Annotated in this window: 24 protein-coding genes and 1 other RNA gene; 10 read left to right on the top strand and 15 right to left on the bottom strand. The window is 26.2% G+C overall.

Features of this window, described 5'->3' with window-relative positions:
• Window positions 1-198, bottom strand: a 198-nt coding sequence (locus CRU93_RS05510) for a hypothetical protein (protein WP_258238844.1), incomplete at its 3' end; no start/stop codon positions are given.
• A 123-nt stretch (window positions 199-321) separates the two neighbouring features.
• Between CRU93_RS05510 and CRU93_RS05515 the strand changes: the two genes are divergently transcribed.
• On the top strand, window positions 322-2,088 hold the full coding sequence (locus CRU93_RS05515; RefSeq protein ID WP_129103189.1) for an ABC transporter ATP-binding protein: 1,767 nt from the start codon (window positions 322-324) through the stop codon (window positions 2,086-2,088).
• A 181-nt stretch (window positions 2,089-2,269) separates the two neighbouring features.
• The gene (locus CRU93_RS05520) at window positions 2,270-2,800 is read left to right on the top strand and encodes a hypothetical protein (protein ID WP_375153643.1); all 531 of its coding nucleotides are present in this window, start codon (window positions 2,270-2,272) and stop codon (window positions 2,798-2,800) included.
• On the opposite strand, the gene CRU93_RS05525 is transcribed toward CRU93_RS05520, so the two are convergent.
• The gene (locus tag CRU93_RS05525; protein WP_129103191.1) at window positions 2,797-3,216 is read right to left on the bottom strand and encodes a hypothetical protein; all 420 of its coding nucleotides are present in this window, start codon (window positions 3,214-3,216) and stop codon (window positions 2,797-2,799) included. The two genes, CRU93_RS05520 and CRU93_RS05525, sit on opposite strands and share 4 nt — an antisense overlap.
• A gap of 99 nt (window positions 3,217-3,315) precedes the next feature.
• On the opposite strand from CRU93_RS05525, the gene CRU93_RS05530 reads away from it, so the two are divergent.
• Complete coding sequence (locus CRU93_RS05530) at window positions 3,316-3,618, top strand: hypothetical protein (protein WP_099341392.1); 303 nt, start codon at window positions 3,316-3,318, stop codon at window positions 3,616-3,618.
• Window positions 3,619-3,621: 3 nt separating this feature from the next.
• Here the strand turns inward: CRU93_RS05530 and rnpB are convergent.
• Both rnpB and lolA read right to left on the bottom strand, forming a co-directional pair.
• Window positions 3,622-3,939, bottom strand: an RNA gene (gene rnpB, locus CRU93_RS05535) — RNase P RNA component class A.
• Window positions 3,940-3,968: 29 nt separating this feature from the next.
• Window positions 3,969-4,496: a LolA-like outer membrane lipoprotein chaperone gene (gene lolA, locus CRU93_RS05540; protein WP_129103192.1), complete on the bottom strand. Its 528-nt coding sequence runs from the start codon at window positions 4,494-4,496 to the stop codon at window positions 3,969-3,971.
• Between the two features lie 57 nt (window positions 4,497-4,553).
• Here lolA and secA point away from each other — a divergent pair, with 57 nt between their 5' ends.
• Entirely contained in the window at window positions 4,554-7,178 is a 2,625-nt protein-coding gene (secA, locus tag CRU93_RS05545) for a preprotein translocase subunit SecA (protein ID WP_129103193.1), read from the top strand.
• 1 nt (window position 7,179) lies between these two features.
• Window positions 7,180-8,385, top strand: coding sequence for an ABC transporter permease (locus CRU93_RS05550; RefSeq protein ID WP_129103194.1), 1,206 nt, complete (start codon window positions 7,180-7,182; stop codon window positions 8,383-8,385).
• Between the two features lie 13 nt (window positions 8,386-8,398).
• Here CRU93_RS05550 and CRU93_RS05555 read toward each other — a convergent pair whose 3' ends face one another.
• Window positions 8,399-11,293 carry an AsmA-like C-terminal domain-containing protein gene (locus tag CRU93_RS05555; protein WP_129103195.1) on the bottom strand — a complete coding sequence of 965 codons (2,895 nt, stop codon included), beginning with the start codon at window positions 11,291-11,293 and terminating at the stop codon, window positions 8,399-8,401.
• On the opposite strand from CRU93_RS05555, the gene mltG reads away from it, so the two are divergent.
• The 3 genes from mltG to CRU93_RS05570 all read left to right on the top strand — a co-directional run bounded on the left by mltG (window position 11,214) and on the right by CRU93_RS05570 (window position 15,244).
• On the top strand, window positions 11,214-12,374 hold the full coding sequence (mltG, locus tag CRU93_RS05560; protein WP_129103196.1) for an endolytic transglycosylase MltG: 1,161 nt from the start codon (window positions 11,214-11,216) through the stop codon (window positions 12,372-12,374). The two genes, CRU93_RS05555 and mltG, sit on opposite strands and share 80 nt — an antisense overlap.
• Window positions 12,375-12,524: 150 nt before the next feature.
• Window positions 12,525-14,735: an NADP-dependent isocitrate dehydrogenase gene (locus CRU93_RS05565; RefSeq protein WP_129103197.1), complete on the top strand. Its 2,211-nt coding sequence runs from the start codon at window positions 12,525-12,527 to the stop codon at window positions 14,733-14,735.
• Between the two features lie 128 nt (window positions 14,736-14,863).
• A complete protein-coding gene (locus CRU93_RS05570) occupies window positions 14,864-15,244 on the top strand; it encodes an STAS/SEC14 domain-containing protein (protein ID WP_129103198.1) in 381 nt (126 codons plus the stop codon).
• A gap of 19 nt (window positions 15,245-15,263) precedes the next feature.
• Here CRU93_RS05570 and CRU93_RS05575 read toward each other — a convergent pair whose 3' ends face one another.
• Genes CRU93_RS05575 through CRU93_RS05585 form a run of 3 tightly spaced genes read right to left on the bottom strand, consistent with a single transcriptional unit; the run spans window position 15,264 to window position 17,364 of the window.
• Window positions 15,264-15,851, bottom strand: a complete 588-nt coding sequence (locus CRU93_RS05575) for a hypothetical protein (protein ID WP_129103199.1) — start codon at window positions 15,849-15,851, stop codon at window positions 15,264-15,266.
• A gap of 45 nt (window positions 15,852-15,896) precedes the next feature.
• Window positions 15,897-17,045, bottom strand: coding sequence for an FAD-dependent oxidoreductase (locus CRU93_RS05580; RefSeq protein ID WP_129103200.1), 1,149 nt, complete (start codon window positions 17,043-17,045; stop codon window positions 15,897-15,899).
• Entirely contained in the window at window positions 17,032-17,364 is a 333-nt protein-coding gene (locus tag CRU93_RS05585; protein ID WP_129103201.1) for a hypothetical protein, read from the bottom strand. Before CRU93_RS05585 ends, CRU93_RS05580 begins: the two co-directional genes overlap by 14 nt.
• Window positions 17,365-17,585: 221 nt before the next feature.
• Between CRU93_RS05585 and CRU93_RS05590 the strand changes: the two genes are divergently transcribed.
• A complete protein-coding gene (locus CRU93_RS05590) occupies window positions 17,586-18,479 on the top strand; it encodes a DnaJ C-terminal domain-containing protein (protein ID WP_129103202.1) in 894 nt (297 codons plus the stop codon).
• Between the two features lie 3 nt (window positions 18,480-18,482).
• Window positions 18,483-18,866 (top strand): heat shock protein transcriptional repressor HspR, encoded by a 384-nt coding sequence (locus CRU93_RS05595; protein ID WP_129103203.1) that lies wholly within the window; start codon window positions 18,483-18,485, stop codon window positions 18,864-18,866.
• A 12-nt stretch (window positions 18,867-18,878) separates the two neighbouring features.
• On the opposite strand, the gene ftsZ is transcribed toward CRU93_RS05595, so the two are convergent.
• The 7 genes from ftsZ to fliW all read right to left on the bottom strand — a co-directional run bounded on the left by ftsZ (window position 18,879) and on the right by fliW (window position 26,375).
• Window positions 18,879-20,009: a cell division protein FtsZ gene (gene ftsZ / locus CRU93_RS05600; RefSeq protein ID WP_129103204.1), complete on the bottom strand. Its 1,131-nt coding sequence runs from the start codon at window positions 20,007-20,009 to the stop codon at window positions 18,879-18,881.
• On the bottom strand, window positions 20,009-21,403 hold the full coding sequence (gene ftsA / locus CRU93_RS05605; protein WP_129103205.1) for a cell division protein FtsA: 1,395 nt from the start codon (window positions 21,401-21,403) through the stop codon (window positions 20,009-20,011). Before ftsA ends, ftsZ begins: the two co-directional genes overlap by 1 nt.
• Before the next feature lie 3 nt (window positions 21,404-21,406).
• Window positions 21,407-22,867 carry a peptidylprolyl isomerase gene (locus CRU93_RS05610; protein ID WP_129103206.1) on the bottom strand — a complete coding sequence of 487 codons (1,461 nt, stop codon included), beginning with the start codon at window positions 22,865-22,867 and terminating at the stop codon, window positions 21,407-21,409.
• A gap of 59 nt (window positions 22,868-22,926) precedes the next feature.
• Window positions 22,927-25,215, bottom strand: coding sequence for an AAA family ATPase (locus CRU93_RS05615; RefSeq protein ID WP_129103207.1), 2,289 nt, complete (start codon window positions 25,213-25,215; stop codon window positions 22,927-22,929).
• Complete coding sequence (locus CRU93_RS05620; protein ID WP_129103208.1) at window positions 25,215-25,568, bottom strand: hypothetical protein; 354 nt, start codon at window positions 25,566-25,568, stop codon at window positions 25,215-25,217. Before CRU93_RS05620 ends, CRU93_RS05615 begins: the two co-directional genes overlap by 1 nt.
• Window positions 25,568-25,918, bottom strand: coding sequence for an arsenate reductase (glutaredoxin) (gene arsC, locus CRU93_RS05625; RefSeq protein ID WP_129103209.1), 351 nt, complete (start codon window positions 25,916-25,918; stop codon window positions 25,568-25,570). Before arsC ends, CRU93_RS05620 begins: the two co-directional genes overlap by 1 nt.
• Before the next feature lie 82 nt (window positions 25,919-26,000).
• Entirely contained in the window at window positions 26,001-26,375 is a 375-nt protein-coding gene (gene fliW, locus CRU93_RS05630; protein WP_129103210.1) for a flagellar assembly protein FliW, read from the bottom strand.
• Between the last annotated feature and the right edge of the window lie 79 nt (window positions 26,376-26,454).

A 26,454-nucleotide genomic window follows, 5' to 3' on the forward strand; every position in this document is an offset into this window, starting at 1 on the left:
GATCAATGATATAGCTTTATTAACTTCAAGTTTTAAATTTTTTTTCTCTTGTTGTAAAAATTTCTCTTTTATGAGTTTTTTATTATTTTGGTATTCATTATATTCAAAAGACAAATCAAAAACTTTCATAATAATTATAGAAAATAAAGAAACAAATAAAACTAGATTTAATATAGTTTTAGATAATTTTTTAGTCATAAATCCTCCTAAAATAACTTCTTATGTTATATAAAATAATATTATGAATATATTAATTAAGACTAAACTTAATATTTTTATTGTAAAACTTCTATATAAATACAATAAAATTTCAGGAATCAAATGACAAAAAAAATATCTATAAAATATATTTGGAATTTACTACTACGTAAAAAGAAGCAATTAATTTTAGGTCAAATCTTTACAGTTATTGCTATTTTAATAAGTGTACCAATTCCCTTGATGTTACCAGCTTTAGTAGATGAAGTATTACTTCATAAACCCAATTTCTTTGTAAATAATATAAATAATTTATTTGGAGGTGGAAGTGCTTTTTATTATATTGCTATTGTTACAATTAGTGTTATATTTTTAAGATTTATACACTTTTTATTTAGTGCAATTACTACTAAAATATTTACTTCTATTGCAAAATATATAACTTTTAAAATTAGAGAAAAACTTCTAAATCATCTAAAAATAGTATCTATGAATGAATATGAGACAATAGGAAGTGGCTCAATTTCTGCAAATTTAATAACAGATGTAAATACTCTTGATGGATTTATAATAACAGGAGCTAGTAAACTTGTATCTTCAACTTTAACTTTACTTGCTGTTTCATTTGTACTTATTGCAATTCATCCCGTTTTAGGTTTAATGATTCTTATCATTCAACCAATAATAATTTTTCTATCTAAAAAAATAGCAAGAAGTGTAGGTTCACTAAAAAAAGAAGAAAACAATGCAATAGCAAACTTTCAAGAAAATGTTGGAGAAGTACTTGAACTTTTTGGACAAATAAAAGCAAGTAATAAAGAAAAAGATTTTTTTGATGAAAGTATAAAAAAAGCACAAAGTGTAAAAGATACATCAAATGAATTCAATTATAAAAGTATTGCATATGAAAGATTTTCTTTTACTATTTTTCTTGCATCTTTTGAGATTTTAAGAGCATCTGGACTTTTGATGGTTGCTTATAGTGATTTAAGTATTGGTATGATGTTTGCAATGTTTGGATATATTTGGTTTATAATGACGCCTGTTCAAGATATATTATCTTTACAATACTCATATGCACAAGCAAAAACTGCACTTGAAAGAATAAATAAAATACTAGAATTAAAAACAGAAAATAGTGGAGATAAAAAAATAGAAGAAAATTATCTAAACATAGAATTGAAAGATCTATACTTTAAATACAACGAAGATAAAGATATTCTAAAAAATATCTCTTTACAAATAAATCATAAAGATAAAGTAGCACTAATTGGAGCAAGTGGAAGTGGGAAAACAACACTAGCACAAGTTATTTCAAGTTTTTATAACAAATATAAAGGTGAACTTTTATACAACAATATAAAAGTTGAGGAGATTGAAAAAAGTTCACTAAGAAACTCTATCTTTCTTGTACTACAAATGCCAATTTTATTTAATAATAGCCTAAGATTTAATATAACAATGGGAAATGACAATATAAAAGATGATGAAATTTATAAAGCCTTAGAAATTGCACAATTACAAGAAACCATATCTAAAATGCCAAAAAAACTTGATACAATTGTAGGAAGACACGGTATAAGGCTAAGTGGAGGACAAAGACAAAGACTCTCAATTGCAAGAATGATAATAGCAAATCCAAAAGTAGTAATCTTTGATGAGTCAACCTCTGCACTTGATGTACATACTGAAGTAAAACTTTTTGAAGCACTAGAGCCAATACTAAAAGATAAAACAGTAATAACTATTGCCCATAGATTAAGTACAGTAAAAAATGCCCATAAAATATATGTTTTAAATGATGGAGAGTTAGTACAAGAAGGTACACACAATCAATTAGAACAAGAAGAAGGTCATTACCAAGATTTTGTAAAAAATCAATTGATTTAAAGGATTAAAAATTATTAAATATATAGATAAACAATCACTTGAAGATAATCTTGTTTTAGAATATATTTATAACAATAAAAAAGAAAACTACTATTATAGTGATGATTTTTCAAATGAGTTTTATATCAAAGCTGCATATGAAGGTTTTATAAGTGTTTCATATGAAGAGGAAGGATACTTTGTGATTCTTCCAGAGATGCAGTTTGATTATGCAGTTTTATATTTTGAAAACTTACATATCTCAAAAAAAGTAAAAAAACTTCTAAATGATAACTCATACAGTTTTAGAATAAATAAAAATATAAAACAAACACTAGATTTAATAGAACAATATCATAAAGACTCATGGATAAAAGATGAATACAAACAGACACTTCTAAACTTACAAAATTATCCCAATAATTTAGGTTTTGAGATATTTTCAAGCGAAATAATAGACAAAACTACAAATCAAATAGTAGCAGCAGAAATAGGATATAAAATAGGTGCAATTTACACAAGTTTAAGTGGCTTTTATAGAAAAGAAAAAAAGTATAATAATTATGGAAAACTGCAACTTGTATTATTAGGCAAATATCTTCTAAATAATGGCTATAAAATCTGGAATTTAGGACATCCATATATGAAGTATAAGTTTGATTTAGGTGCTACACTTTTATCTAGAATTGAGTTTATAAAACAACTTAAAAAATATAGAGATTTAAAAATTTAATGATTACCATTTTCTTGTGAATAGTTTTCTAAATTCATATCATTAAAAAATTTCTCAGGATTTGAAACAACAGCTTCAAACTCATAACAATAGTTATCTAAATCATCTGTAAAATAAGTTCTTTTTTTATCTATATTTATCATATTTGAATTAAAAAACTCTTCATAAGAATCATGAGAAGGACTATTTTCCTCTAAAAATAGAAATAAAGCATCTTTTTTTGCTTCATTATCAAACATTTTATTTATTTGCTTTTTTGAATAATATAAAAGTACACTGCTTTTCACACAATATCTTTTTGAAACAACAAAACTATTTTTATTTTTCACAACTTTAGCACTACTATCTTTATAAGTACATCCAGAGAATAAAACAACTAAAATGGTAAAAAAACTATAATAAAATATCTTTGACATAATCACTTCTTAAAAATTATTCTAAGAAAAAATCATATCTTATTTATATAAATATCTAACTTAATTTTAATATTTGAAAAAATTTTGTATTATTACACTATGTTAAAAAAATATTTAAAAATATCAATCATTTCAGCAACCATTGGTTTTGCACTTGCTTTTGTTTTTGTGGAGTTTTTTTCATATAAAGTAAAACAAGAGTTATACACTTACCAACAAAAAAAGATGCAAATACAGTCTTTAGCAGATGCTTATGCACTTTGCATAGGATTGCATAATGCAAATCCATCAAAAAATAGAAAACAGTTATGTCTAGATATAAGAAGTAAAGTTTTTGAAGAAGTAAAAGGATTAGAAGGAAGTTATCCTTATATCTCTTTTTATAATAAAGTATTTAATTAAATATTATTAGGCACCACATAAGCCGAGTTTTGTTCATGACGATAATTTATCTACTTACTTAGATTACTCTAGTACTCTAGCAAAGAGCGAAATTGTGAAGTTAATACCATGCTCTTCTTGCTGCAGGTTGGGTTTACAAAGCACTTAAGATTACTCAAAAGTCTGGTGAGCTCTTACCTCGCCGTTTCACCCTTACCCAAAATGGGCGGTTTAATTTCTGTTGCACTATCCCTTAGATTACTCTAGCCATTCGTTAAATGGAACCATACTTCACTGCAGCTCGGACTTTCCTCTTATTGAAGCTACCGTCTGCTGTACCTAATAATTTTGAAATAGTACCCTTTTTTTCTTTATTTTCTTATAATGTCATAATAATTTGGCGCAGTAAATTTAAAAATTTTATCATCTAAACTGATATTTTGTTTAATATTAGAGAATTTTATTGTAATTTTATTTTCTAATTCATCTTTATATAAAATCTCAGATATTTTTTTGTCTTTTACAACTATTTCATAATCTACATTATAAAGTTTTGCACTATATTTATTTTGTCCTACTTTTTTTGCACTATTAAGTAACTTTACTATATCTATTTTTTTATCAAGTGATGTAAATATAGCTTGTTCTAACTCTGGCTCATCAACTATTGCGAAGTTTTTATTAATATAAACATTTTTAATAATAGGAGATTTATATCTCCACAAAACTTTCCCATCATTTTTTATAAAAACTTGACCTTTATATTCAATATTTTTGTTTGAGCTGTTTTTGATGAGTTGAACAAAATCTGCTTGGAAACTATTTATATTTTTAAAAATATTTGCATTTGCAAATGATATAAAAAATATTCCTAAAAAAATGATAATTTTATAAAACATATTTTAACCTTACTTTGTATATAATCTATGTGATTATAACAAAAAGGAATTTATTTTATGTTAAACGTATTTGCAATGATATTTGGTAATAAAAACGATAGAGAAGTTAAAAAATATAAAAAACGAGCAAATGCCATTACAGCCCTTGAAAGTAAATATAAAGAACTTACTGATGAACAATTACAAAGTAGTTTTGAATCACTTAAACAATCAGTACTAAATGAAGAAAAAAAATTAGATGATGTTTTAAATGACTCTTTTGCACTTACAAGAGAAGCAAGTAAAAGAGTATTGGGGATGAGGCACCATGATGTACAGCTAATCGGTGGGATGGTTTTGCATGAAGGAAGAATTGCGGAAATGAAAACTGGTGAAGGTAAAACTTTAGTTGCTACACTACCAGTTATTTTAAATGCAATTACAGGTAAAGGTGTGCATGTTGTTACGGTAAATGACTACCTTGCGCAAAGAGATGCATCTGAATTAGAAGCACTATACAACTTTTTTGGTCTAAGTGTTGGTATTATTTTAGGTGATCTTAAAGATGAAGCAGAGAGAAAAGAACAATACAACTGCGATATTACTTATGGTACAAACAATGAATTTGCATTTGACTACTTAAGATCAAATATGTCACTTGATATTGAAGAGAAAGTTCAAAGAGACTATAACTTTGTTATTGTTGATGAAGTTGACTCAATTCTTATTGATGAAGCAAGAACTCCTCTAATTATTTCAGGACCTACAAATCACAAAAATTCAAATTATGTAAAAGCAAATGAGATTGCATTACAACTTGAAAAAGGTGAATTAATTGAGCCAAAATCTGCAGATGAAAAACCATACTCTACTGGTGATTTTACAGTAGATGAAAAAAACAAAACCATTTTAATTACAGAACAAGGTATTGCAAAAGCAGAAAAACTTTTTGAAGTGGACAATATGTATTCACTAGAAAATGCTATGCTTTCACACAATCTTGACCAAGCTTTAAAAGCAAACTATATCTTTGAAAAAGATGTTGATTATGTTGTAAAAGAAAATGAAGTTATTATTGTTGATGAATTTACAGGAAGACTTAGTGAAGGAAGAAGATTTAGTGATGGATTACACCAAGCTCTTGAAGCAAAAGAGAATGTATCAATTCAAGAAGAATCACAAACGTTAGCAGATGTTACTTTCCAAAATTATTTTAGAATGTATGACAAACTTGCAGGTATGACAGGTACAGCACAAACAGAAGCAACTGAATTTGCAGAGATTTATAAATTAGATGTTGTATCTATTCCTACAAATGTACCAGTTCAAAGAATAGATAAAAATGATTTAATCTATAAAAGTGAAAGAGAGAAGTTCAATGCAGTTTGTGCAAAGATTAAAGAACTTAATCAAAAAGGTCAACCAGTACTTGTAGGTACAGCTTCAATTGAAAGATCTGAACTTTTACACAGCTTATTAACTAAAGAAAAAATACCTCATACAGTATTAAATGCAAAACAGCATGAAAAAGAAGGTAAAATTATTGAAAGAGCAGGTGAAAAAGGTGCCGTTACAATTGCTACTAATATGGCAGGACGGGGAGTTGATATTAAACTTAATAAAGAAACACTTGAATTAGGTGGATTAGCTATAATTGGTACTGAAAGACATGAGTCAAGAAGAATTGATAATCAGTTAAGAGGTAGAAGTGGTAGACAAGGAGACAAAGGTGAGTCTCAATTTTATTTATCATTAGAAGATAATTTATTAAGAATTTTTGGTAGTGATAAAATCAAAAATATTATGAATAGACTTGGTATTGAAGAAGGTGAACATATTGAGTCTAAGATGGTTACAAGAGCCGTTGAAAATGCACAGAAAAAAGTTGAGTCTATGCACTTTGAAAGTAGAAAACACTTACTTGAATATGATGATGTTGCAAATGAACAAAGAAAAGTAATTTATAGCTTTAGAAATGACCTTTTAAATCCAGAATTTGATATAAGTTCAAAACTTGAAGAAAATAAAAGAGAGTATGTTCAAAACTTACTTAATGAGTGTGAGATTATTGATGGTATGGCATCAGAAGATTATAACTATGAATTGCTTATTGCAAAACTTCAAGAAGAGATAAACTTAATAGTTGAGAAAAAAGATATTGAAGCTTCAAACTATGAAGAATTAGAAGACAAAATTACTAATATCTTAAAAGAAGTATATGCAAACAAAATGAGCATTGCAGCACCTGATCAAAGAAATGAAATAGAAAGAATTTTATACTTACAAATTTTAGATAATGCATGGAGAGAACACTTATACTCTATGGATACTCTTAAAACAGGTATTGGACTTAGAGGGTACAACCAAAAAGATCCATTAGTTGAATATAAAAAAGAATCTTATAATATGTTTATTGAACTTATTAACTCTATTAAAAATGAAATTATAAAAATTCTATTTACAATTCAACTTCAAAGTAAAGAAGATGAACAACATGAACAAGAAGCACTTGAAAGAATGAGAGCTCAAATGGAAGAAGCAAATGAAAATCTTCAAACAAACTTTGAAGAGATTGAAGCTTCAATCTCAAAAAAAGAAAAAAGAATAGCAAGAAATGAACCTTGTCCTTGTGGTTCTGGAAAAAAATACAAAAATTGTTGTGGGAAAAGTGGACCTAAAAGAGGTTTAATGGCGGGAAACTAGTTTGAATAAGAAATTAGTAAACTTTATTGTCAAAAAATATTTAAGATTTGACAAAAAAAACCCTTTTATATCAGTAAGTGCCATTTTGGCATTTATTGGTGTAGCTATTGGTGTTATGGTTCTTATCATTTCAATGGCAATAATGAATGGAACAGCAAAAGAGTTTGAAAGTAAACTTTTTACGATGAATTACCCATTATCAATCTATCCTAGATATAAAAATAGTGTAAATAAGCAACTACTTCATAAACTTGAGAAAAAATATCCAAAATTAAAATTTTCACCATATTTAACATCACAAGCTATTGTTCAAAGTGGTGATAAAATGGGTGGTGCTGTAATTTTTGGAGTAGACCAAAAAAGAGAAGCATCTATTAATTCAATTTACAAAAAAGCAACACATGGACTAAAACTTAAAAAATATGATATTGTTGTAGGAGAAGGAATTAGTGATGAATTAATGCTTTTTAAAGATGAAAAAGCAACATTATATTTCACTTCATTAAATCCAAATGGATTTTCAATGATGCCAAAAATGAAAAGATTTAAATATGAGGCATCTTTTCGATCTGGACTTCATGCTTATGATAAAGCTTATATTTATACTTCTATAGAAGCTTTGCAAACTGTTCTTAGAAAAGATAAAAACAGTTTTGATGGTATTCATGTTTATTCAAATGATGCTTTTAACGATATTAAAGTTTTAAGAGAAGATTTAAAAAGTGATGGTGTTGGACTAATTGGTTGGTGGCAACAAAATGGAAACTTTTTTTCTGCAATGAAAATGGAGAAAAAAGCACTATTTATTGTATTAATGCTAATAATTTTAGTTGCTTCACTAAATATTATCTCTTCACTATTAATGACAGTTATGAGTAGAAGAAAAGAGATTGCCCTACTTTTATCTTTAGGAGCTAGTTCAAAAGAGATTAAAGCAATATTTTTAAGACTTGGCATTGCTATTGGTTTTTCTGGAATTTTAACAGGAACTGCTCTTGGCTTATTTGGAATGTGGTTATTAGATACTTTTGATATCATCTCGTTACCAGCTGATGTTTATGGTACTTCAAAACTTCCAATTGATTTGGCAACAACTGATTTAATTTCTATTATTGTAGGCGCAGTTGTAATTGTAATTTTATCATCTTATTACCCTGCAAAAAAAGCTACTAATATTGATGTTATTGATGTATTAAGAAATGAATAGTTAGAAACTCTAACTATTCAAATATTTTAAATGGTGAAGTAAATATTCTTTTAATTACATTTACTGGTGCATTTAAAGAGTCTTCTGCTACATTTGATTTTATTTTAGGATTATTAATTGTTCCACTAATTTCTACTTTTGTTTCTACTTTCTTCTCATCACCTAAAATAATATAGTTTAATACAGGAACTGCTCCAACTACTTTTGAATATCCTTTAAAGAAACTAAGATCTAAATTCCCATCTATTAATGAAGTATTAAAATCCATCTTTAAATTTCCATCAAAATCAATACCATTTCCTACAGTTACTATTTTGGTCATATCTAAAAAATCACTATCCAAATCATATATAAAATCAATAAATCCATCATTTACTTTATAACCTGAAAATGTAAACCCTTTTGTTGTTGCCATAGAAGCGATTGAAGGAATTGCTAAAAGAGGATTTATTAATGCAGGTGAAGTATTAATTAAAGTGATTAAATTAGTCAAAACTGTAAGGTTTTTAACATTTGTTTCACTTAAAATAACTTTCCCTTTAATTCTATCACTCTTTCCTTTGGCAATAATCATTATTTTCCCACCAGAAATCAAATTTTTATTTAATGCACTATTTACAAATTTGTCTGATAAGTTATTTGCTTTTAACTCTATATTTCCATTATTATCTTTTATATATGAAACAAAAATGTCTTTATTTTTTAAAATAAGATTCTGCTTTTTCCCAATAATATTTAATTTATAAGTTTTTGCTAATACTTTATATTTGTTATTTATTAGTATATTAGAATTTTTTGCGTTAATACTAAAACTTTTTAAGTCATTCTCTTTTTCTTTAGAAGTATCATAAACTAAATCATATGAATCTACATTTAATTTTAAATCATCTCTATTTTTTAAATTTATTGATAATTTTTTATCTTTTGTATTTAAATTCAAAATATCTTTTTTTGTATCATACTCTCCTATTACATCTAATTGATCTACTTTCTTACCTTTTTGTAATAAAGGTAAATCTAAATTAGAGAACACCCCTTTAAATTTAACTATATTTTTTAATAAACTAATTTTTACATCTTTTGATAAAAATGAAAAATCATCAATTTTTATATTTGTATTTTTTAAATATAAATTCAAATTATCAGAAACTAAAGATTTTTTAGTTGAATTTGAGTCTTTTATGTATAAATCAATTCCATTTAAATATAAATCAAGATTCTTACCTTTATTATAAATTGCTTTTATACTCTTATCTTGTGATACTAAAATTAAATCTCCATTATTTATTGCACCACTTATATTAAATACTTTTATTTGTTTTTCATCTCTATAAAAAGGCAAATCAAGATTTTCAATTTTTGCACTAAAATCAATATTATTTTCATCTAAAACATTTAAGTTTATACTTCCTTTATCTAAATTAATACTTTTTAAAAGTTTTGAATAAGTATATATTTTTGATAAATCATTCAAAGATATTGTTATGTCATTTTTATTGATGTTTAATTTTGTTTTTAAATCATCAAAGTTTAATTTAGTATCATCTTTAAAAGAGACTTCAATCTTACTTTTTACATCTTTTGCATCAATTATTTCATTTTTATTATTTTTAATTAAAATTCTATTAAAAAATACATCACCCTTAGCAGTCGAATTGTTTGTGTTAATATTTAGATTTAATATCCCATCAATCATATCTTGATGTTTAATATGTGAATTTTTAATTATTACATGTGAACCTTTTAATTCTACATTTGCTTTTTTAGTAAAAAATTTAAAATTTTGTAGTTTAAATGTTGCATCATTAGCGATAAAATCACCTGTTGTTTTCATCCCTCTACTCAACATATAAGGAACAACAAGCTTAAATTTTGAATTTGTAAATCCATTAGTTTGTATTAAAGGCAAATTTATTTTATAAGATTTCAAAATACCTAAAATATCATCATTTAGTGCACTTTTAGTTTTTATATTGATTACAACTTCACCTTTTTTTTCACTTGTAAGATGGTTTATTACTACATTACTTCCATATATTTTTGTACTATTATTATAAACAGGTTTATCCATACTAAAAAATAATCTATTATCTTTATAATCAACTGTTAATTTCTTTGTTTTTACACTCTTAGCTTTTTTATTAAATTTAATTTTTGCATTTTTAATTACTGCTTGTCCTTTAAAGTCATTAAGAAGTGGTTTAAAATTTGAAGTTTGTAATTTTCCATAAAGATATTTTAACTTCATATTTCCAGTTACATTATCATACATCCACTCTTCAGCAGTTTTAGGTAAATCAACAAAATCTTTAACAAACTTAATATTTTTAATTTCATTTGTATCTACATAAAAATCTATAAATTTTTTATTTGCTTGTAAATTGAATTTACCATTAATATCTTTATAAGAGTAATCCCCTACAAAAGTTGCTACTTCTTTAAAAAGATTAAGTTTAAAATCACCTCTTAAAAGCACATTTACATCTTTTAAATATAAAGAATAAAGATTAAAAAAGATACTTTTTGAATATACATTTACTTTTGTTGATAAATTTAAATATTTGTTATCAAGATACAAGAATTTTTTATCATAATATATAGAAAATTCATTATCTGCAATCTTAAGACTCTCTATATCGATCTTTTGAAAATATTTTAATAATGTAGGAAATTTTTTTATATTTGCCTTCATATCTTCAAATGAGTTATTTGTTGTAGTCTTTTTTGGTTTAAAAGTTAGCTGTTTTATATTTACAATAAGCTTTTTATCTAATTTAATATACAATTTCGAAACTGAAACTTCACCAAAAGAGATTGAATCAATTTTTATGCCAGAAAATAAGAAAAAAACAAACGTAAAAACTAAACAGACAAGCGCTATAAAAAATAGTTTTATTTTTTTTAACATTACTGAATTTATCCTTGTCTTTTCAATAGTTATACTTTATTATATTACTATTCCTTTAAGTACAACTAATGTAATATTTATACCTAAAGGTAGTACTAATAGTATTATAACATATTTAAATAAATCTGATTATGAGCTAGGAATTATAGATAAAATATATCTAAAATTTTTGGGTTATCCTCAAAGTGGATGGATTGATATAAAAAGTAATTATCTTACAAAAGCTGATTTTTTATATAAATTAACTACATCAAAAGCAGCTTTAAAAAATATAACTTTAATTCCTGGTGAAACTTCATATATATTTTTAAATCAAATTGCAAAAAAAATGAATCTATCTAGAAAAGAACTACAAAAAATATATGATGAATATGCATATAAAGAAGATGGAAATATATTAGCAGATACATATGCACTTCCATATGGGATGAAAGAGTATCACTTACTTTTCTATTTATTTTCTAATACAAATAAACAATATGAAGATATCTCTAAAAAAATATTTGGTACTTATAATAGAAAAAGATGGTATTACTATATTACATTAGCCTCTGTAATTCAAAAAGAAGCTGCAAATGAAAGTGAAATGTCATATGTATCAAGTGTGATACATAATAGATTAAAAAAAGGCATGAAACTTCAAATGGATGGAACATTAAACTATGGGCAATATTCTCATGTTAAAGTAACTGCCCAAAGAATTAGAGAAGATAATAGTTCATATAACACTTATAAAAAAACGGGACTTCCATCAAGTCCAGTTTGTGCAGTTAGTATTGATGCAATTAAAGCTGCAATTTTTCCAGCAAAAACAGATTATTTATATTTCGTAAAAAATGAAAAAACAGGTCTTCATGATTTTTCAAATAGCTATAAAAAACATCTAAATAATATAAGAAAAAATAGAATAATTAAAAGAAATTTAAATAAAATAAGAAGAAAAAAAACACAAGAAAATACAAAGGAAACAACAAAAAAAACAACTCCTACAGCCCATAAAAAAGAAGTTTCTGTATTTCCTAAAAAAAGTGCTACTAAAAAAAGCACTTCCATCAAATCACTTTGGGATAATGTAAAATAATTTATGTGCAATTATGAAACAAACTACTTATTATAATAGATTAGTACTAAAGTTTTAAACTCTCTAAACTAAACAAATGTTATTATTCTGTTACATTTGAATTTGGTTAATTTAACCTAAATTAATTGAACAAAAACCTGAGGAAGAAATATGACAAAACAAACATCTCAAATAATTTATACTAAAGTTGATGAAGCCCCAGCGTTGGCTACTTATTCTTTTTTACCAATAGTTAGAGCTTTTACAAAAAGTTCAAATATTGAAATGGTATCAAAAGATATCTCTTTAGCTGGTAGAATTATCGCTAACTTTCCTGAAAACTTAACAGATGATCAAAAAATGACTGATTATTTAGCTGAATTAGGAGAATTAACGCAAGATCCAAATGCAAATATTGTAAAATTACCTAATATATCTGCATCAATTCCACAATTAAAAGCAGCAATCAAAGAGTTACAAGAAAAAGGTTATAAAGTACCTAACTATGACGAGAGTGCAGAGATAACTGCAAGATATGCCAAAATTCTTGGTTCTGCTGTTAACCCTGTTCTTAGAGAAGGTAACTCAGATAGAAGAGCACCAAGTGCTGTTAAAAACTATGCTAAAAACAATCCTCATAGAATGGGTGAATGGAAAAGTGATAGTAAAACAAAAGTATCTCATATGAATAGTGGTGATTTTTATGGTTCTGAAGTTTCTACAACATTAGATAAAGAAGATGATTTCAAAATCACTTTTATTGGTAAAAATGGTGAAGAAAAAGTATTAAAAGATTCATTAAAATTAGAAGCAAAAGAAGTTGTAGATGCAACAAAAATGAGTGCAATTGCACTTCAAGATTTTTATTCTAAAACAATTGAAGAAGCAAAACAAACAGATACACTTTTATCCCTTCACCTTAAAGCAACTATGATGAAAGTATCAGATCCTATTATGTTTGGATTTGCAGTAAAAGTATTTTTCAAAGATTTAATCGAAAAACACTCTGCACTATTTGATGAATTAGGAGTTAACTTCAATAATGGTTTAGGTGATTTATACTCAAAACTTGATCAAGTTGATGCTGATAAAAAAGCAGAAATTGAAGCTGATATTGCTGCAATTTATAAAAAACAACCAAGACTTGCAATGGTAAATTCAGATAAAGGAATTACTAACTTACATGTGCCTTCTGATGTAATTATTGATGCTTCTATGCCAGCCATGATTAAAGGTGGTGGTAAAATGTGGAATGCAGACAATAAAGAGGAAGATACAATTGCAATGATTCCAGATAGATGTTATGCAACTACATATCAAGCAGTAATTGAAGATTGTAAAGAAAATGGTGCATTAGATCCAAAAACTATGGGAAGTGTTCCAAACGTTGGACTTATGGCTAAAAAAGCTGAAGAGTATGGAAGTCATGATAAAACTTTCCAAGCACAAGCAGATGGAAAAATAGTTGTTACAAATAAAGCTGGTGAAACAGTATTTAGTTTAGATGTAGATCAAGGTGATATTTTCAGAATGTGCCAAGCTAAAGACGAACCAATTAAAGATTGGGTTAAACTTGCAGTTAATAGAGCAAGATTATCTAATACTCCAGCAATTTTCTGGTTAGATGAAAATAGAGCTCATGATGCAGAGCTTATTAAAAAAGTAAACTTATATTTAAAAGATCATGATACATCTGGACTTGATATTTCAATTATGGATCCTGTTAATGCTACAAAAAAATCTTTAGAAAGAATGAGAAAAGGACTTGATACTATCTCAGTAACAGGAAATGTATTAAGAGATTATAATACTGATCTTTTCCCAATTTTAGAGCTAGGAACTAGTGCTAAAATGCTTTCAATTGTTCCATTAATGAAAGGTGGAGGATTATTTGAAACTGGTGCAGGTGGAAGTGCGCCTAAACATGTTCAACAATTTATTGAAGAGTCTTATTTAAGATGGGATTCACTAGGTGAATTTATGGCATTATCTGCTTCATTTGAACACTTAGCAAATACTCAAAATAATGAAAAAGCTAGAGTTTTAGCTACTACATTAGATAAAGCAACGGGAACATTTTTAGAAAATGACAAATCTCCAGCAAGAAAACTAGGATCTATTGACAATAGAGGTAGTCACTTCTACTTAACTTTATATTGGGCTCAAGAATTAGCTTCACAAAATGATGATTCTGAACTAAAAGCACAATTTGAACAAGTTGCAAAAGATTTAGAAGCTAATGAAGAAAAAATTATTGCTGAATTAGTTGAAAATCATGGTAAACCTTCTGATATTGGTGGATATTATTTACCAAATGATGAAAAAACTACAAATGCAATGAGACCATCAGCTACTTTAAATAGTATTATTGATTCTATTTAATTTAATTCTAACTATCAAAAAAATCTATCAGGGCAAAAGAGTTTATACTCTTTTGCCTTTTTTATTTACAACTATTTAACAAAAGTGATATAATCATAATAATAAATTTTTATAAAAGGAGTATTATTATGAGTATTTATAAACATGGTATAGATATTGGACTTCAAAAGATTAATAATGATTTTTTCCTTACAATGAAAGTAAAAGGTAAACTAACACATGAAGATTATGAAACAATAATACCTTTAATAGACAATGCCTTAGAAGGTATTAAACAACCAAGAATAAAAGCATTAATAGATTGTAGTGAATTTGAAGGTTGGGAAATACAAGCAGCTTGGGATGATTTTAAACTTGCTTTTAAACATGGTAATGAGTTTGAAAAAGTTGCAATTATAAATAATAAAAAATGGCTTGAGGTAAGTTCAAAAATTGTTTCTTGGTTTATCCAAGGAGAAATAGAAAATTTTGATAATGAACAAGAAGCTTTTAATTGGTTAGAGGTATAAAAAGGAAATAAATTCCTTTTTATTTTATAAAGTTTACAAGAGGTAAAAGAGATTTTTTCTTCTCTTCTTCACTCATACTACCATCTAAAGCACCCTCTTTTACACTTCCTTTAGCTACTTTAGATATATTTCCATTTTTATCAATAATATATGCTATATATGATGTTTTACCATTATCAGTTACACCTAAAGCTTTAACCATGTCTCCATCAAAATCGTAAATCATAGGAATATTACTGCCTTTATTTAACTCTTCTAATTTTGAAGGAATAAACATTTTTTTAACAAACCAAGGAGCAGCAGAAATATTTGCTACCATTACATATGGAATTTGTAAATCATAAAATTTTGGTAAATCTTTAACAACAGATAAAGAGTCATGATTTCCTACAATAACTAATGTTTTTGTATTTTCTTTAAACAATTCATCTTTAGAAACTTTTCCATCTTTTCCAACAATTTCATAACTTGCTGGTAACGTTGATAACTTAATAGAAGAAGTATCTACTTTACTTACATTTGTATCCGGTTTATCTGCAGTAGCATAAACTATAATTGCAAATGCAATAACTCCTAAAACAACTACTTTAAGTATATTTTTTAACATCTTTTTCCTATCCTATTTTTTTCTTTTGATTTTATCTTATTTATATTAATGGATATTTAATTTAGACTTCTTAACCCATCTTTTAAATAATCTATTAGGTAAAATTTCTTTATCAATTTGCTCACCATTAAATATATTGTCAACTAACATATTTGCTAAATATGCAGATAAAACAAACCCTCTTCCGCCAACTCCATTAAGTACATATAAATTTTCATGATAAATAAGTTTATCATCAGTTATAAAACTTCCATTTATTAAGTGAGGGTATTCTTTTACTGTTTTTTTAGAATCAACAAGTTTTCCAACAATTGGAAGATAATCTGTACTACAAGCTCTTGCTGCAATTTTTATATCAACTATTTTTGTATCTTCTAATTTGATAATATCTTCTGCTAAATTTAACAATTTTTTACTATCATCATCTATTATATCTTGAGTATAAAATTTTTCAATTTCATCTACATTATCAATTTGCATATTTTCAAAACGATGATGTGTTGCTCCAATGGATACTATATTTTTACCATTTTGTTGAGATAATACAGTAGATATTGAACATTGTTTATGATAATTTATCTTTGTTGATGTTGAAGTTTCAACATCCATTTTCTGACCCCATACAGGTCTTATTTTAAAATAAGGTTCTTGTATCAAGTCTACATTTACACCTATTGTTAAAATAAGTTTTTTTGCTTTAATTTCATCATTTAAAAGCCAACTATTATCTTCAAGTTTTTGTATTTTTGTTACATCATAACCTAAAAGTTTTTTAGTATTTAAAGTCATTTTATTTGTAACTTTTTTAGGGTTTATTATTGAACCTATTTTGAAAAAGAAGCCATCATTTAATTTTTCATATTCAAAATCAATAAAAGTTTTATATGAATCAAATTTTTCTTTATCTTTTTCATCTTTTGGAATTCTATTAACACCACAATTTATTAATAAATCACCTTCAAGACTTTTATAAAAATTTATTGAAAAACTAAGTGCAGAAGTAACTAAATCTTTAAAATTATTTGTTTTCCCTAGTAAAGGAGATAAAAATGCTCCTGCAGCACCACTAGCACCTGAACAAATATCATTATGTTTATCTATTAATAAAACATTATTTGAATGTTTATTTAAATAGTGACAAACACTACACCCTGCAATTCCTGCACCAATAACTACAAAATCATATTGTTTCATTATTATTTGATTCCTCTAAAAGTTGAAAATATGGTCGCCAATAACCTCTACCACCTTTTAAGCTAATACATTTATAATCTGGAAATTTATCTTTATAATATTGTAATCTTTCATTTGTTGTCTTACCTGTATCACAATAAAATACAAAAACTGTACCCTTTTTATACTCTTTCATCTCAAAAGGGTTATATTTAATTGTTTTCTCATTATCCAATGGCTTTAATATCGTATCAACTAATACAACTTCAATACCTTGTTTTTTTAATTCTAATCTATTACGAAATAACTCTTCTTGTGTCCATGTATCTTTATCAAACATACTTTAACCTACTAAAATTTTTATTATATATATTAATACCAAAATATTCAAAAAATATCACTTAATAGTTAAATATAGCTTTAATATTTATATATTAAAATAAATTGAGCATATATGAGTCACCACTGCTAAAATATTTCATATAGTTGATTGACTTTGACTCAACTTTTTTGATATAATATATATAAATACAAACAATTATGTTAAATGGAGTGAATAAAATGGCAAAAAGTTTATACGAAACATTAGAAGTAAATGAACATGCTTCTAAAGATGAAATAAAAAAAGCATATAGAAAACTTGCAAGAAAATACCATCCAGATGTAAACAAAGACCCAAAAGCAGAAGATAAATTTAAAGAGATAAATGCTGCTTATGAAGTACTTAGTGATGCAGAGAAAAAACAACAATATGATCAATTTGGTGACTCTATGTTTGGTGGACAAAATTTCCATGATTTTGCAAGGGGACAAGCAGGTTCAGGAATTGACTTAGATGAGATTTTAAGACAAATGTTTGGACAACAAGGTGGATTTGGAGGAGCGTCTGGTTTCTCAAGTGCCTTTGGACAAGGTGGATTTAGTCAAAGTGGATTTGCAGGATATGATGAGCCTGATTTAGATATGAATGCACAAATAACAATTGCATTTGATGTATCTGTATTAGGTGGTAAACAACATATTTCTTTAAATAATGAATCATTTGATATCAAAATACCAGAAGGTATAAAAGATGGACAAAAAATTAGAGCTAAAGGAAAAGGGAAATCTATGGGCTCTAAAAGAGGTGATTTAATTATAAAAGTAAATGTTTCACCAAGTCCAGAGTATCAAAGAGATGAAGATACTTTAATTAAAACATTTGATATCCCATTAAAAACTGCACTATTTGGTGGAAAAATAGAAATAAAAACAATTCATAAAACTATTACTCTAAAAGTTCCACAAAATACAAAAGAGAATCAAAGATTTAGAGTAAAAGAGTTAGGGGTATATAATAGAAAACTTGGTAAGAAAGGTGATTTACATCTAAAAGCAAATATAAAACTTCCAAAAATTGAAGATTTAGATGAAAATTTAGTTGAAATGTTAAAAGAAAAATTACCAGAGGAGTAAAATATGAATGAAAATGCATCATATAAAGAACCTGTATACTTAATATCAGCAGTTGCACAAATTCTTAATATACATCCTCAAACGTTAAGACAATATGAAAGAGAGGGTTTAATAAAACCTTCTAGAACAAATGGAAAAATTAGACTCTACTCTCAAAAAGATATTGATCATATAAAATATGTTCTTACATTAACAAGAGAATTAGGAATAAATTTAGCGGGAGTTGATTTAATTTTAAGATTAAATGAAAAAATTGAAAAATTAGAAACTGACGTAGTAAAATATAAAAATAAATTAAAAGAAGTTAATAGATTTGGAATAGTTCCAAACTCAAAAGCTTTAGTAATTAAAAAAAGTTCCTATGATGTAGTTATATTTGAAGAGTAAAATACTCTTCATTTATAATTGATACTGAACAACATACTCTCTCATCAATGGAGGAATATCTAAATAGTTTTCATCATTAGATGATACTTTCAGATTTTTTTCTTGATTATCATCTTCATTAGACTCTTCATCAAACTCATTTTTAGACTCAAATCCAGTTGCAACAATAGTAATTTTTACTTCATCTTTTTCTAATGTACTATCTGAAGTTGTACCAAATATTATTTCAGCATTTGAATCAATATTATCATGAATTGAGCCCATTACATTATTAATTGCAAATAATGAAACTTGAGGATGTATATTAAAGTGAATTAAAATACCTTTTGCTCCACTTAATGATACTTTATCTAATAGTGGTGATTCAATAGCATCTTCTAAAGCATGTACTGCTGCATCTTCACCTTTTGCTCTACCTATTCCCATAAGAGCCATACCCTTATGTTGCATGATAGTTTTAACATCTGCAAAGTCAGTATTAATATCAGAGTTACCTGGGTTTAAAATAACCTCACTCATTCCATTAACTGCTTGATATAAAATATTATCAATAATTTTGAAAGCATCTTTCATACCAACATTTTCATCAATTATATCCAGCAATCTATCATTTGGAACTACAATAATTGAATCACTAACTTTTTTAAGTTCTTCTAAACCTAAATTAGCCAATCCTGCTCTTTTTTTACCTTCCCAAGTAAATGGTTTTGTAACAACAGAGACTGTTAATGCACCAACTTCTTTAGCAGCTTTTGCAATAATTGCAGCAGCACCTGTTCCTGTACCACCACCAAGTCCAGCAGCAATAAAGACAATATCTGCACCACTTATTGCATTTTTAATATCTTCATAACTTTCAACAGCAGAATCTCTACCAACTTCTGGTTTCATTCCTGCACCAAGACCTTTTGTTAGTTTAACACCTAATTGTATCTTTTTGGGAGCTTTTGATATATGTAAAACTTGCAAATCTGTATTTGCTGCAATAAGATCAATCTTATGCGTTCCTTCTTGGATCATGTGGTTAATCATATTACAACCACCTCCTCCAACACCAATTACTGAAATTTTAGCTATATTTTCTCCGATTGTTTGATTAGGCATTTCCACTGTAATATCATCCACATTAAATAAATTATCCATTAGAACCACTCCGAAACTTTGCTCCAGAATCTAGACATACCTCTACCTTTGTCTTTTTTTGAAAGAGTTGGTAATCGTGTTGTGTCTTCTTTTTCTAAAGGCTCTTTTATGTTAGCACTTTCGCTTACCTTTTCTTCCTTAACTACCGTTTGTTTATTAACTGTTTGACCAGCTGATAATTCTTCTTTTTTTACTGCCTTTTTCATTAGATTTTTATTTGAATCCAATTCAAAAGTTCTATTTTCATATAAAGAATAAAATAGTAATCCTACAATTGTTGACATTGTTGGATCATCAAAATTCATATATCCATTTTTAATATTAATTGGATTTGATATTTTTACTGGAATATTATCAAAAACTTTTATTGCAAGTTCTTTTATTCCTGATAATTGGCTCATCCCACCAGTAATAACAATCCCTGCACCAATATTTTCTTGAATACCACTATTTTTTAATTTATTTTTTATTAAAACTAAAATTTCTTCAATTCTAGCATGTATAATTGTTTGAATATGATCAAGAGATACTTCTGTCGTACTTTGTTCATCTCCAATTCTTGGTATTTTTACTTTTTTTATACTAAGTTCTTCTGATTCACTTAATTGTAATAAATTACCATATTTAATTTTTAAAGTCTCTGCTGCATTTGGTGGTGTATGTAACATAACCGACAAATCATTTGTTATATGATTTGAACCAACAGGTATAAATCCATTATAAACAACTGCACTTCCTTTATAAGATACGAACTCTGTAGTAGTTCCACCTATATTTATAACAGTTGCACCAAATTTATTTTGTTGCTCATCTAAAAGTGAAATTGCACTAGCATATCCATCAAGTACAAAATTTGTAAGCTCAATTCCTGCTGCTTTTAGTGCTGATTTTACATTAGTTAATGCAGTTCTTTTTGCAGTTACAATATATACTGAAACTTCAAGTCTTGAACCATTCATATTTAAAGGATTTTCTATATCTTTAGAATCATCAACTTTAAAAAATATAGGCAATACATGTACAACTTCATACTCTGGAATAATTGTTGCATTATATAATGCCATTTGCATTACTTGATTAATTTCAGTTTCTGTAATAATTCCATTTGGAACATTTACAGAACCTAAACTTCTTAAACCTTTTGTATAAGCACCTGAAATAGAGATAGATGAAGAATCAATTACTTCTGATGTACTTCCTCTTGCTATACTTACTGCTTTTTTTATAGCTTTTGAAGCCACTTCGATATTTGTAATTGACCCTTTATTTATACCTTCACTTCTACTTGTTCCCGTACCTAGAATGTTGATTTTTCCATCAGGATTATTTTTAGCAATAACAGCAGTAATACTAGTAGAACCAACATCTATGGCTAAAAGAGTCTTATTACTCAATTATTATTCCTTTTTGTCTAATGATGACTGAATTTCATATCGATTTTCAAGTCTTTTTATTAAATTATCCATTAGCTCTGAATTTTGTAAATTTGAAAGAGTTTCTCTAACTGTTTTATCTCTTTTTTCATCATATTTTGCAAATTTAGAATCATTAATTTTATAAAGTACAACTTTTGAACCTAAATTAACTTCACCTTTTTTAGTATCTTCTGAAAATAATTTATTTAAAAATTGTGAAGTTTCTCTAGAATCTAAACCATCTATATTTGCATCAGAATTTCTATCAACCCATCCAATATTCTTTCCATTAAAATTAGCTAACTCTTTCTTAGATAGTGCTTTTAATTTCATATTTTTTTGATTATTTATATAATCTTCAGTAACTGAAGCTTTTGCTTCTTCAAAAGATAATACTTTTGGAGAAATAATTTCATTTAATTTTACAATTACATATTTATTATTATATAAAAATGGTTTTTGTAAACTACCAACTTTTGATTTTAAAATAGTTGAGTTATTTTTACCATATGGTAATTTGTTTTTCGCAACAACAATTTTTTCTTTAAATTGTTTTTCTTTCTTTTTATACTTTAAATACTCTTTTAAAGCATCTGTTTTTGTATCTTTTACCTCTAATGCTTTTATAACATCATCTTTTGCTTCTTCAAAACTTTTAATTTTATCATTTTCTTTTCTAAAATCACTTTTGAAATTTTCATAATATTTTTTTAATTCATCAAGTGAATATTGTTTATTTTTAATATCCACAAATGCATAACTTATATCATATTTTGTATCAGATAAATAGTTTGCTTTATTTTTGTCCCAATATTTTTTGATAGCAGCTTCATCTTTTGCAACTTCAATATTACTCATACTTAGAACTTTTACATCAATATTATCTTTTAAAAATAGTAATTGATTAAGTGCATGAACTTCTGATTGAGAAGGAGTTATTTTAAATAGTTTTTCAATCTTTTCTAAAAGTAAATTTCTTTTTAAAGAATTTTCAAACTCTTTAATTGTTGTTCCATTTCTTGATAAAACTTTTTCATATGTAGATTTATCAAATTTACCATTTTTAATAAACGCTTTGTATTTTAATAATTCTTTAGCAATGTCTTCATTTGTAACTGTTAAACCTAATTCATCACCATAAGATAAAATAAGATTTTTTTGAATAGCCATTTTATACGCTAAATCTTTTAGATTTAACTTTTCAGCCATTTGTTTATTAAACTCTTTTCCAAAGATTTGTGCATACTGTCCATATAAAGATGAATACTCTCGTTGAAATTCATTAATTGAAATTTCTCTATCTCCTACAACTGCAACTGCTCCACCTTTTTTACCATAGTTGTAATTACCCCAACCTACAAATCCAGCACCAACAAATGCTATTGTACTTACCCAAATAGTACTTACTAGCCATTTCTTATGTCTTTGCATCCAAGTTATCATATAATATATTCCTCAAAAATTTTTATAAATATATTACAGAAAAGTTGCTTTTAGTAATGTTAAATTGCAGTTTGCATCAAATCATTTATAACAGATTCTCTTTTTGTAGTTTCTATTCTCTTACAAGCACTTTTAAATGCATCATCTTCACCCACAATATAACACATTCTTTTTGCTCTTGTAATAGCCGTATAAAGTAACTTTGTGTTATGCATTATATAATGAGAAAAACTCATGGGAATCAATGCATTATCGTACTCCATACCTTGCGTTTTATGTATAGTTAAACAATAAGCTAAAGATAAAAGTGAATTCAAATCGTCAAAATCATAAAAAACAACCATATCATCATTTGGATATAAAACTATACATTTTCTATCATCAAAATTTAGTTTAATAATCAAGCCTAATTGTCCATTAAAGACTCTTCTTTCCATAAAATCTTGTGAGTTTGACTTGTACATTTGCATTGTTTGACACTTCATATTTTCATTTTTAATATGAATGACTTTATCACTTAATTTATACTCATATAATCTAGCTTTATAAGATTGTTCCCTTGAGCTATTAAAAAGTTTTTGAAGCTGCATATTCAAATTCTCAACACCTAAAATACCATTTTTCATGGGTGTAATAAGCTGAAAAAGAATTAATGCATTTGAAATATTTTTTTCTTTTATTAGTTTATAAAATTCAGCAATATAACTAGCTGATATATTTAAAATATTTGATAATATCATATCTGAATTTTGAAGACGCATAGAAGAAAAATCATTTGAAGAAACTGAATTTTTTAAAGCATAATAATTATCAATTGATACATCAATAAATTTAAAATCTTCATAGTTTTCTTTATATTCAGGAACTTGCCCTTGTCTAATATCATTTGCAATAACTGCAATTGCTTGATTCTCATTTTGTCTATAAATTTTTGTTAATTTGCAAATTGGTGCTAAATCATACTTTATGGCATCTGAAAGTATATTCCCCGCTCCAATTGCAGGTAACTGTCCATCATCACCAACTATAATAAAAACTGAATCATCACTAATTTTTTTTATAATTTGATAGAAAGTAACTGAGTTTACCATAGAAGCTTCATCTAAAAGTATAACTTTATATGGAAAAAAATCTTTGTCTTTATGTTTTACTAGTAAAGATTGTATTGTTGAACTTTCATACCCTGTAGTATCAGATATTCTTTGACTTGCTATACCACTTAATGCAATAGTAATAATATCATCATAACCAACAATCTCTTCTAATAACTCTAAAATTGCCCTACTAGATGTTGATTTACCAGTTCCTGCATAACCAATTAGAAATAAAGTATTTTTACCTTCATTTATAAGTTCAACTGCCTTTTTTTGTTCTTCACTTAATTTAAAACCCAAAGATTCTTCTTTTTTATCCAAATATTCATCTATATTTGAAACAATATTTTTTAAGTATCGTTCATCTTTTCTTCTTTGGAAAAATTCTAAAATATTTTTTTCTGCATTATAAAGCATTGATATTGCCAACCTATTTTCACTAGTTGTATATAATTCTTCATTTGCAAGCATTTGAACAATACAGTTTTCATATAACATATCTTCTTGATTAAATCTCAAAGATTCATCTAAAAGCCTATATAAATGATACTTATCAATTGAAGAGTTTCCATTGTTATCACAAAACTCTCTTAAAGTATAATTTAGACAAGCCATTATTCTAAATTCCGAACGTTCATCAATTCCTAATGATTTTGCAATTTCATCAGCTTTTTTAAAACCAATTCCTTTTATATTAATAAGAATATAGGGATTATTTTTTATTTTTTCTATTAGATCTTCAATTTCACCAAAATTAGAGTAGATTTTTGTTATTAGATTTGAGCTAACTCCATACTTTGATAAAAAACTTCCAAGTTCTCTTAAATGTTGAAACTTTTGCCATGAAGAGACAATTGTTTTAAGTTTTTTTTCTTTTATACCTTTAAAGTTAAGTAACTCTTCTGGATTTTCATTTAATATTTTAATTAATTCTTCTTCAGTATATTTATCAAGCAACTCTTTTGCAAACTTTTGGCCTATACCTTTTACTATTTTTGTCAAGAAAAAATATAGTTCAGCTTCTTTTATTTCTAATGTATCAAAAATAAACTGCACACCATATTTTTTATGAGTTGTCCAATTACCTGTTAAGACTATCTCTTCTCCAACTATTTTATCAATATCAGTATCAAAATATACCCCACAAATTCTTTGATTATTTTCTAATACTGCTGAAATAAATTTAGTCTCATCATTTTTGTAAAAAACTTTTTTTATCACTCCTGATAATTTAAATTTTTGTTCCTCTTCCATTAATATCCATCGTTAAATTTTGATTTTCTATGTTTCTCTTTTTTATATGTTTTTTTATTTTTCTCTTTTTGAAGTAAATTGGCATCTTTTAATAGTACTGCTTTTTCATCTTCAAAAGTATCAGAAGGATTATTAATATATTGCATAGTCTTATTAATAAAGTCTTTTAGTGCGATTAAGTAGTTAGAGTGAAGGTCAATAGCTTTTACTCTATTCATATCTTCAAAGTTTTTTTTAGTTCTTTCAATAAAAAGTTCTTTATCAAAATCTTCTAATTTTAATAAACAAAGAGTTCTTGTAAAAAACTTTTCTAGAACTCTTATATATCTAATTCTTAATTGTTTATCATGCATTACATAAATAACTTTTGAATATTTTCTTTTGGTCTTGCAATTACGGCATCTCCATCTTTTATAACAATTGGTCTTTCAATTAATTTTGGATGTTCAACCATAGCTTTTATAATTTCTTCTTCATTATCAACATCTTTTAGATTTAGCTGTTTATATATATCTTCTTTTGTTCGTAGTAATTCTTTTGCTGGTATTCCTAACATTTGAAGAACTTCTTTTATCTCTTTTTCATTTGGAACAGCTTCCAAATATTTTACAATTTTAATATCAAGATTTTTTTCTTCTAACATTTTTAATGCGTCTCTTGATTTTCCACATCTTGGATTGTGCCAAATAGTTACGTCTTGCATAAAAATCCTTTTGTAATCATTATTTAAAACGATTATACCAAAATTTATTTTATACTAAATAAATTATTACATTTTGTAATATTCAAAAATTAGGTAGCATATCAGTAAGCCCTTCAAGACCTAATTCTTTTAAATCTAATTGTATTTGACCCATTTTTTTTGATTTATTATTTAAAATAATAGGAGAAAAAGTATTTAAGCTATTATCATTGTTTGCAGTTTGTAAAACAAAGATATAGTAAATTGATATATCTTCAATAGCTTTTATTTCTAACTTTTCAATAAAATAATCTGGCAGTTCAAAATTTAATGATTTTAGTGCTCCAAAGCTCATTAATCTTAATTCAGAATCTGTATCAACTCCTTTTATTAAAGAAAAAAAATCATCTATTTTTTCTAAAATAAATTTAGTTTCATTTTCAAATCCTTCTATATTTACAACAACATCATATTCCATAATATTAAAGCCTTTAGAAACTAGATAGATTATTTTATCTAAAACAAAGTGTATAAGTCAATTGACAAAAAAAACAATT

Source organism: Arcobacter sp. CECT 8985, assembly GCF_004116495.1.
Lineage (GTDB): Bacteria > Campylobacterota > Campylobacteria > Campylobacterales > Arcobacteraceae > Malaciobacter.